Annotated in this window: 5 protein-coding genes; 2 read left to right on the top strand and 3 right to left on the bottom strand. The window is 59.5% G+C overall.

The features are described 5' to 3' along the window. Positions 1-49: 49 nt before the first annotated feature. Entirely contained in the window at positions 50-2,578 is a 2,529-nt protein-coding gene (locus tag QMX93_RS28175) for a sulfite reductase flavoprotein subunit alpha (RefSeq protein WP_282358797.1), read from the bottom strand. 215 nt (positions 2,579-2,793) lie between these two features. Continuing rightward, the gene (locus QMX93_RS28170) at positions 2,794-5,109 is read right to left on the bottom strand and encodes a TonB-dependent siderophore receptor (protein ID WP_282358796.1); all 2,316 of its coding nucleotides are present in this window, start codon (positions 5,107-5,109) and stop codon (positions 2,794-2,796) included. A gap of 207 nt (positions 5,110-5,316) precedes the next feature. Between QMX93_RS28170 and QMX93_RS28165 the strand changes: the two genes are divergently transcribed. Beyond that, positions 5,317-5,997: a Fe2+-dependent dioxygenase gene (locus QMX93_RS28165; protein ID WP_123594505.1), complete on the top strand. Its 681-nt coding sequence runs from the start codon at positions 5,317-5,319 to the stop codon at positions 5,995-5,997. Beyond that, entirely contained in the window at positions 5,994-6,746 is a 753-nt protein-coding gene (locus tag QMX93_RS28160) for a tetratricopeptide repeat protein (protein ID WP_282358795.1), read from the top strand. Before QMX93_RS28165 ends, QMX93_RS28160 begins: the two co-directional genes overlap by 4 nt. A 242-nt stretch (positions 6,747-6,988) precedes the next feature. Here QMX93_RS28160 and QMX93_RS28155 read toward each other — a convergent pair whose 3' ends face one another. After that, a complete protein-coding gene (locus tag QMX93_RS28155) occupies positions 6,989-8,152 on the bottom strand; it encodes a type III PLP-dependent enzyme (RefSeq protein ID WP_053117055.1) in 1,164 nt (387 codons plus the stop codon). Positions 8,153-8,768 lie beyond the last annotated feature (616 nt).

The following is an 8,768-nucleotide window of genomic DNA, read 5'->3' as shown; positions in this document are numbered from 1 at the left end:
AGATCAAAAGATCGCAGCCTGCGGCAGCTCCTACAGGGAAAGCGGTGTGTCAGTAAACGTCACGGCGATAGCGGCCCTGTTCGATCAGGCGCTCGACTTCAGCGCTGCCGAGAATGTCCTTGAGTACCTGATCCACGCCTGTGGCCATGCCCTGAAGGCTACCGCAGATGTAGATGACGGCACCGTCCGCCAGCCACTTCTTCAACTCACCCGCCGATTCACGCAAGCGATCCTGCACATAAACCTTCTCCGCCTGATCCCGCGAAAACGCCAGATCCAGCCGTTCCAGATCACCGTTAATCAACCACTCTTCCAGCTCCGCGCGGCAGAGGAAATCGTGTTCACGGTTACGCTCGCCAAACAGCAACCATTGACGCTGCTGACCGTCGGCAATCCGTGCCTTGAGCAAACTGCGCAGCCCGGCCAGACCGGTGCCGTTGCCCAGTAGAATCATCGGCACCGGCTCGTTCGGCAGGTGGAATCCGCTGTTGCGGCGCACGCGCAGGCTGATGCTGCCACCGACCGGCGCATGCTCGGTCAACCAGCCGGAACCAATGCCCAGCGTGCCATCGGCATGCTGTTCCTGACGCACGATCAGCTCCAGCACACCGTCGGCGGCAATCGAGGCGATCGAGTATTCGCGCATGGCCAGCGGCACCATCGCATCGACCAGCGACTGCGCATGCAAACCGACCAGATGCGCGCGATGCTCCGGCAATTGACGCGAAGCCAGTGCCACTTCCAGCGGCTCGTCGAGGCCGTTGATTTTCACCATGGTCTCGCCACGAATGCCGAGGCCGTCGAGAAAATGTTCGATGACCCACGGACAGTTGCGCGGTAGCACTTCGACCAGATCACCAGCCAGCCAGCTGCTGGTGTTCGGTGCGCTCAGGCCCAACAGATAAACCGGCGAACCGCTGCTGTCCGGGTTCATCAATTCGCGGCGGGTCAGCGTCCAGTTGTCGTAGCTCGGTGCTTGCCAGGTGTCGACCGGCGCTTGTCCGGTGAGCAGACCAAGTTGCGTCTGCCAGTGACGCAGCGCATAGGGATCGCCGCTGTCGACTTCCACCGGCGCAAACAGTGTCTTGCCACCGTGCTCGCCGAGCCACTGATGCAGACGTTTGGCAAAGCCGCAGAAGTGCTGGTACTGACGATCGCCGAGTCCAAGCACCGCGTAGTTCAAGCTGTCCAGTGTCGAAGCTTTGCCCAGCACTTTGCGCTCGAAACCACGGGCGCTGTCCGGTGCTTCGCCGTCGCCGAAGGTGCTGACGACGAACAGCGCGTTGTTCGATTCACGCAGATCCTGCTCGCTGACATTCGCCAGCGGCTGCACCTTCACCGGCAAACCGGCGGCCTGCAATTGCCCGGCGGTTTGCCACGCCAGTTGTTCGGCGAAACCGCTCTGGCTGGCGAAACCGATCAGCCACGCCGGTGCATCGCCCGCCGGTTGTTCGAGGCCTTTACGTGCGTCCTTGATCTGCTTTTTCTTGCGCCGACGATCGAGGTACAGCAGCCAGCCGGTGATGAAAAACAGCGGCATGCACACCGCCGCGAGGGTGATGATGATCCGTCCGATCAGGCCGAAATAGCTGCCGACGTGCAGTGCATAAATGCTGGTCAGCAGTTGCGCCTTGAAGCTCTTGTCGGCGTAACGATCAACGCGTTTGACGATGCCGGTGGCCGGGTCGAGAGTGATCTGGTTGAGCGCGCGCTCATGCGGCGAGTTTTCCAGCAGATAGAACACGGTCGCCGGTTGGCCAACCACGGGCGGCATACGAATGTTGTAGGCAGACAAGCCAGGGCCGGCGGCGCTGTAGATGCTGCTCCACATCGCCGCGTAATCGGCAGTCGGCGCTGGGCCTTGCGGTGCCGGGCCACGACCACCGCGCACGCGTTCGTTTTGCGGCGCATCGGAAAGCAGTTTGGTCAGGCCTTTGTTGTACCACTCGTACGACCACGACAACCCGGTCAGCGCCAGCAGCAGATAGACCAACAGGCACCATGTGCCCGCCACCGAGTGCAGATCCCAATTGAAGGCGCGGCCCTTTTTCTTCCAGTCGAGGGTCAGCCACACACGCCAGCTGTTCCACTGACGCGGCCAACGCAGGTACAGACCGGACAGGCAGAAAAACAGCAGGATCAGCGTGCAAGCGCCGGTGATGTTGCGGCCGATATCGCCGATGGCGAGGAAGCGGTGCAGTTGCAGCATCAGGCCGAAGAAGTCCTGGCCGACGGCATCGCCCATGAATTCGCCCGTGTAGGGATCGAAGTAGCGCATCTCGCCGCGACGCTCACCCTTGGGCGGGGTGAAGAACACTTTCGCTGCGTTGCCGCTGTCGGTCTCGACCGAGAGCATCGAGACTTTTTTGCCGGACGCGGCTTCGATGCGCTCGACCAGTTCGACCGGTGGCAAGACGCCGGCGACTTGTTTTTCCACTTGCAGGACGGAGGGATTCAGCGCCCGCAGGATTTCGTCCTGAAACGAATAAGTCGCGCCGGTGATGCCCATCAACGCCAGCACCAGGCCTGCGGTGATGCCAAAAAACCAGTGCAACTGGAACAGGGTTTTCTTCAACACGTCACTCGCCGTCCGTTCGGAAATTGTCATCACGGCGCGCATTATGCCGTGGGTTATCGAGAAGCGTTCTTTATTACGCAGAAAAGCCCCGTTCAACTGAATGAACGGGGCCCACTGTTTTTGTAGGAGCAGAGCTTGCTCGCGAAAGCGGTGTATCAGCTGCGTCGATGCCCTCTGACACGACGCCTTCGCGAGCAAGCTTTGCTCCTACAGGTTTAGAAGTGGAAGTTGGTGCTCAACAGTGCCGTACGGCCCGCCGCCTGGTTGGCGAAATGGGTCGAGAAGGCTTTGTCGTAGTAGGTTTCGTTGGTCAGGTTCTGCACGTTGAGTTGCAGGTCGACGTTCTTGGTCAGCTTGTACGCCGCCATCGCGTCGTAACGCACATACGAATCGACCATGGTCGTATTGGCCACGCTGCCGTAAACGTCGTCGACATAGAACGCGCCGCCACCGAGGGTCAGCTTCGGTGTGACCTGATAAGTGGTCCACAGGCTGGCGCTGTTTTTCGGGGTGTTAGGCAGTTCGTTGCCGTCGGTGGCGCGGTTCAGCGGGCCGCCATCAACTTGCTCGCTGTCCATGAACGCGTAACCGGCGAACACTTGCCATTTCTCGGTGATCTTGCCGCTGGCCGACAGTTCGAAACCTTGCACGCGAGTCTTGCCGGCGTTTTCGTACGAAGTGGTGTCGACTTGTACCCGAGCGTTTTCTTTCTCGGTGCGGAAGATGTCAGCGGTCAGCGACAGACGATCGTTGAGCAGATCCCACTTGGTACCGATTTCGTAGTTTTTGGTGGTTTCCGGCTCCATGTCGCTGCTCAGCAGGTTACCGGCACGGTCAGTGCTGCCGCCCAACGGGTTGCCTTCCTGACCTTCGCCCAGGGTGTTGCCCGGTGGCGTGGCCGAGGTCGCGTAAGACGCATAGATGCTGCCGTTTTCCGCTGGCTTATAAACCACGCCGAACTGACCGGTGACGAACTCGCTGGTGTCAGAGCCCTTCGAAGTGGTGGTGCCACCGTTGTTGTAAGTCTTGTAGCCGGTTTCGAAGTGGTCGTAACGCAGGCCCATGTTCACCAGCCACTGCTCGGACAACTCCAGCGTGTCGAACGCATACAGCGCGTACGTATCGGACTGGGTGTCAGTGCCGGCGTAGTTACGCGAGATCGCGCCGTTCCACGGATCGTTCGGGTTCGGGTTGGACAGCGAGGTGCAGTTGTAGCCGCTGGCTGCGCCGATCAGCCCCGGGTTGCAGTTAGTGGTCGCGGCGGTGGTGCGCGGCGTGGTGTCAGTGTTGACGTTGTACGAGGACTTCTGGCTTTCCTCACGGGTGTATTCCACACCGGTGGAGAAGCTGTTCTTGAAGCCGGCGACGTAGAAGTTACCGAACAGATCAGTCTGGTTGGTGGTGGTTTCGGTGTTGCTCACCCGAGTGTTTGCACGACGCCAGACCGTACCGTTGTTGACGTTGCCCTTGCTGTCGTCCGGTTGGGTCAGGATGTAATCCTGCATGCTGGTGCCGTGACGCAGGGTGTTCTTGATGGTCAGCGAGTCGCTCAAATCGTGTTCGATGGCGAAGGTCGCGGTGTCGGTGCGGCCCTTGCGGAAATCGCGATCCAGACCGTAGAAGTTGCTGTGGTCGCCACCCGAGTACGGCTTGTCCGGATTGGATTTGCTGCGTGCCGCCGAGCCGCCGAGCGGAATGGTGTACGGCACGCCGGAGTCCGGAGTGTCGTTGCTTTCCAGATGGTAGTAATCGAGGTTGACGCGGGTGTCGGTACCCAGGCCAAACGCCAGAGACGGGGCGATACCCCAACGGTCGTAATCGACCTTGTCACGGCCGGCGACGTTGCTCTCGTGGCTCATCAGATTCAGACGGCCAGCGGCGGTGTCGCTGAACTGGTAGTTGCCGTCGAGGGTGTAACGCTGGGTCTGGTCGGAACCCCAAGTGAAACCACCGTCGAACGAGTTGCCGAGGTGGGCTTTCTTGCTCACCAGGTTGATGCTGCCGCCCGCTGCGCCACGACCACCGATGGCGGAGTTCGGGCCCTTGCTGACTTCAATGTTTTCCACGGCGAAAATTTCGCGGCTCTGCGAACCGGTGTCGCGCACGCCGTCGAGGTAGGTGTCGCCCTGGGCGTCGAAACCACGAATGAACGGACGGTCGCCCTGCGGGTTGCCGCCTTCACCGGCGCCGAAAGTGATGCCCGGCACGGTGCGTAGCGCGTCCTGCATGTTCAGGGCGCCGGTGTCTTTGAGTACTTGTTGCGGGATCACGGTGACCGAGCGCGGCGTGTCGACCAGCGGCGCGGTGTACTTGGGCGAGGAGGCTTTTTCGACCTGGTAGGACGTCGAGTCCTGCGCTTCGCCGGTGATGGCGGTGGCGTCCAGAGCGATGGCATTGCCGGACGCTTTGCTGTCGGTTTTCTCGGCAGCGAACACCATCTGGCCAGCGGAGCCGGCGGTAATTGCGACGCCGATTGCAGAGGCGAGCAGACGTGGTGAACTGACCGGTAATTGTGCGTGTTGACGTGCCATTTTTATTCCCCTCCCCAAGGATTTGAGGCAGCGGAATATAGGGTAAACAGGTATTCGTATCAATTGCGAAACATTGTTATTCGCACTGAATTTACATTCTTTACAATTTAACCTTACGGTTTCTGCCAGTTCATTCGTCTCCCGGGTTTTACACAGACAATAAGAATCAATACCATTGCCGCCTCTTTGCCATCAGGTGACATCGCCATGCTGCTGCACATCCCCGCACTGTTCGCGAAAGACGAGGTGCAGCGCATTCGCCAGGCTTTGGAGCAGGCTGACTGGGCCGATGGCAAGATCACCGCCGGCTTCCAGTCGGCCAAGGCCAAGCACAATCTGCAACTGCCTGAAGGTCATCCGCTGGCCAAGGAAATCGGCGCGGCGATGCTCGAGCGGCTGTGGAAAAATCCGCTGTTCATGTCGGCCGCATTGCCGCACAAAGTCTTCCCACCGTTGGTGAACTGTTACACGGCTGGTGGCAGTTTCGATTTCCACATCGACAACGCCGTGCGCCAACCGAAGGGCAGCATCGAGCGCGTGCGCACCGATTTGTCGGCAACGCTGTTCTTCAGCGAGCCCGAGGATTACGACGGCGGCGAACTGGAAATCCAGGACACCTACGGCACGCAACAAGTGAAACTGCCCGCCGGCGACATGGTGTTGTACCCCGGCACCAGCCTGCACAAGGTCAACGCGGTCACTCGCGGCGCCCGCTATGCGTCGTTCTTCTGGACGCAAAGCCTGGTGCGCGAAGACAGCCAGCGCGCGCTGCTGTTCGAGATGGACGGCGCGATCCAGCAACTGACCCAAGACATGCCTGACCATCCTTCACTGATCCGCCTTACCGGCACGTATCACAACCTGCTGCGTCGCTGGGTCGAGGTATGAGTTTCCAACTGCGCCGCGAGGAAATCCTCAGCGGCGAACAACTCAGCGCAATGCTCGAAGAAAGTCCGGCCCGTGCCGCGCAAGCGATTCTGCTGGCGGCGGGAGAGGGCGAAGTGGAGGCGCAGGCGTTGCTCGGGCAGATTCTTCTGGACGGCCAAGGCATCGCCAAGGATCAGCCGCTGGCGCTGCGTTGGTTCGGCATCGCTGCGGGACGCGGGCATCTGATGGCGCGCAACATGCTCGGGCGTTGTCATGAGCATGGCTGGGGTGTTGCGGCGGATGCGGCGGTTGCGGCGCAGCATTACCGGATCGCCGCGGAGGCCGGGCTGGATTGGGCGATGTACAACCTCGCCAATCTGCTGGCGACCGGGCGCGGTGTCGCAGTGGATCATCTGCAGGCGTTGGCGTTGTATCGATGTGCGGCGGAAATCGGTCATGCGAAGTCGATGAATTTGCTGGGACGGTATCTGGAGGAAGGGCAGGTGTGTGCGGCGGATCCGAGTGCGGCGCGTGATTGGTATCGATGTTCGGCAGAGGGCGGGGATTTTCGCGGGCAGTTCAGTTTTGCTGCGGTGTTGGCGGGGGAAGGGCGGATTGATGAGGCTGTGGTTTGGCTTGAGAAGGCGCTGGCGGGCGGTAATTTGAATTTCCTGCGGGTGGCGAGCCAGGCGTTGGCGAGTGCTACGGATCCGAGGATTCAGGCGTTGGCTGGGCGGTATGCGCTTCGGAGCCAAGAGCCCTCACCCTAACCCTCTCCCAGAGGGAGAGGGGACTGACCGAGCTGGATGTTCCAGATACACCGATCTGAAATATCGCGTCGAACTCAGGATTTGAAAGGCCCCCAATCTGCTCCCTTTCCCCTCGCCCCCTTGGGGGAGAGGGCTGGGGTGAGGGGGATCGATATCGGCCCCACCAAAAAATTCACGGCAAACACACAAGCACAAAAAAGCCCACGACACGTCGTGGGCTTTTCGCATTACCGGTTCAACAATTAAACGTAATACGACTTCAACGGCGGAAAGCCATTGAACTCAACCGCGCTGTAACTGGTGGTGTAAGCACCGGTCGACAACCAGTACAACCGGTCACCAATCGCCAGGTTCAGCGGCAGACCGTACTTGTAGTTCTCGTACATGATGTCGGCGCTGTCGCAGGTCGGGCCGGCGATGACCACTTCTTCCATCTCGCCTTTCTTCTCGGTCCAGATCGGGAACTTGATCGCTTCGTCCATGGTTTCGATCAGGCCGGAGAACTTGCCCACATCGGTGTACACCCAGCGTTCAACAGCCGTGCGCGACTTGCGTGCGACCAGTACCACTTCGCTGACCAGAATACCGGCGTTGGCGATCAACGAACGGCCTGGCTCGAGAATGATTTCCGGCAGGTCATCACCGAAGTCTTCCTTGAGGAAGCGGATGATTTCTTCGGCGTAGGTTTCCAGGCTGTTGGTGCGGGTGATGTAGTTGGCCGGGAAGCCACCGCCCATGTTGATCAGCTTGAGGTGGATGCCGTCTTCTTCTTTCAGACGCTCGAAGATCACTTTGACCTTGGCGATCGCCGCGTCCCAGACGCTGATGTCGCGCTGCTGCGAGCCGACGTGGAAGGAGATGCCGTAAGGCACCAGGCCGAGGTCACGAGCGAGGATCAGCAGATCCATGGCCATGTCGGTCTGGCAGCCGAATTTGCGCGACAGTGGCCAGTCAGCGGTGGTCGAGCCTTCGGTGAGGATTCGCACATAGACTTTCGAGCCCGGTGCAGCCTTGGCGATGTTGCGCAGGTCAGCTTCGGAGTCGGTGGAGAACAGACGCACGCCCTTCTCGTAGAAGTAGCGGATGTCCTTGGATTTCTTGATGGTGTTGCCGTAGCTGATACGGTCGGCGCTGACGCCGCGATCCATCACCTTATCCAGCTCGTAGATCGAGGCGATGTCGAAGCTCGAACCCTTCTCTTTGAGCAGGTCGATGATCTCGACGGCCGGGTTGGCCTTGACCGCGTAGTAGACCTTGGCGAATTCGAAACCGGCGCGCAGGTCATCGTAGGCCTGGCTGATCATCGCGGTGTCGATCACCACGAACGGGGTTTCCTGTTTGTCGGCAAACGCCTTCATTTTGTCAAAAGTGGCGCGCGCGAAATAGTCTTCGACATTGATCGACATGCTGGGAACTCCTACTGGCAAACTGAATTAAACAATGGGTGCAAATGAACGTCCTCCGTATCCCCACTTTGGTTCGCCTACTTCCCAAGGCATGTCGCCGAAAGCAAAAAGGCCACGGGCGGATTTGCCCTTGGCCTTGCTGTCTCGTCGTCAGTACTTGAGCCGGATGGATCGTTTCCAGCATGGACGTTCGGCGCGAACTTTAGGGCGTGAGGGGCCTGAGATCAACTAAAAATGTCGCGTTTTTGCACGCTTCTGACGTGCGTCGCTTTGATCACTCTTTGTAGCCGACCGAGATGACGGACAGATGTTCCCCGAGAATTTTGAAGTGTTAAAAATACCTGCACGTTCGCGGATTATGTCGGCGAAGTCGTGGATAAGTGTGATGGCGGCAACATCGGCGACGTTGGCGGCGAGGGGAGGGTATGAGGGGGGATTTGGCTAGTTTGAGCAGGAGGTTCGAGAACAATTCCGAGTGGCGGGTGTTGAGATTCTTTTCCGCCTGGTGAATGCCTTGGTCACACCCCCGATCCTGTAGGAGTGAGCCTGCTCGCGATGACTTTTTTTAAGTCGACATCTTCATCGACTGAGATTGCCAATAGCGCGCAGGCTCACA

The organism is Pseudomonas sp. PS01303, assembly GCF_029959385.1.
GTDB classification, from domain to species: Bacteria; Pseudomonadota; Gammaproteobacteria; order Pseudomonadales; family Pseudomonadaceae; genus Aquipseudomonas; species Aquipseudomonas rustica.
Note: the sequence above shows the minus strand (reverse complement) of the source record. Positions and strands in the feature narration are given on the sequence as shown.